This is a genomic window from Vibrio sp. 704 (genome assembly GCF_033339295.1).
Window position 1 is genome coordinate 1 of the sequence record NZ_JAWOUH010001104.1, and the last position, 501, is coordinate 501.

General features: G+C 45.1%; 1 protein-coding gene and 1 pseudogene. One reads left to right on the top strand and one right to left on the bottom strand.

The features are described 5' to 3' along the window. Positions 1–310, top strand: a 310-nt coding sequence (locus R7R24_RS30880; protein WP_318120740.1) for a VOC family protein, incomplete at its 5' end; no start/stop codon positions are given. A 74-nt stretch (positions 311–384) separates the two neighbouring features. Here R7R24_RS30880 and R7R24_RS30885 read toward each other — a convergent pair. Continuing rightward, a pseudogene (locus R7R24_RS30885) lies at positions 385–501 on the bottom strand (formyltetrahydrofolate deformylase); the annotation flags it as partial.

The window sequence follows — 501 nt, forward strand, 5'->3', positions numbered from 1 at the left end:
TCTGGAATTGCCATACCCAGCCGAAGGGAAAACCTATCCAACCGAAAGTTGGGAGCACGTGGAGTTTGTGATTCCATCTCATGCGGAAACCGCAGACGAGTTTTTGGCGGACTTGAAACACACTTATCCAGCGTTTGGCGCGCGTTTTGATGAGTTAGAAGAATTGGGTGTGAAGATCAAACTATCGAGCCCGAAAGGGGAAGGTGAACGCTTGAACAACCCAACCGTGGCGTTTAAGTACCAAGGTATTTGTATCAAGCTGCATCCGCATTCGCTCAAGCGTATAGTGGAGTCTGAGCAGGCTGAATAAGCAAGTTTTGAACGACTAGAAAGAAGAAAGGGTTGCAAATGAGGAACCCTTTCTTTCATTCAAATGCGATGAACTTAAAGAATCACCGTCTTATTCCCATAAACAAAAACGTGGTCGTTAATTACCTTATTCAGAGCTTTACTCAAAACATTCTTCTCAACATCGCGGCCTGCTTGAGCCATATCTTGTGC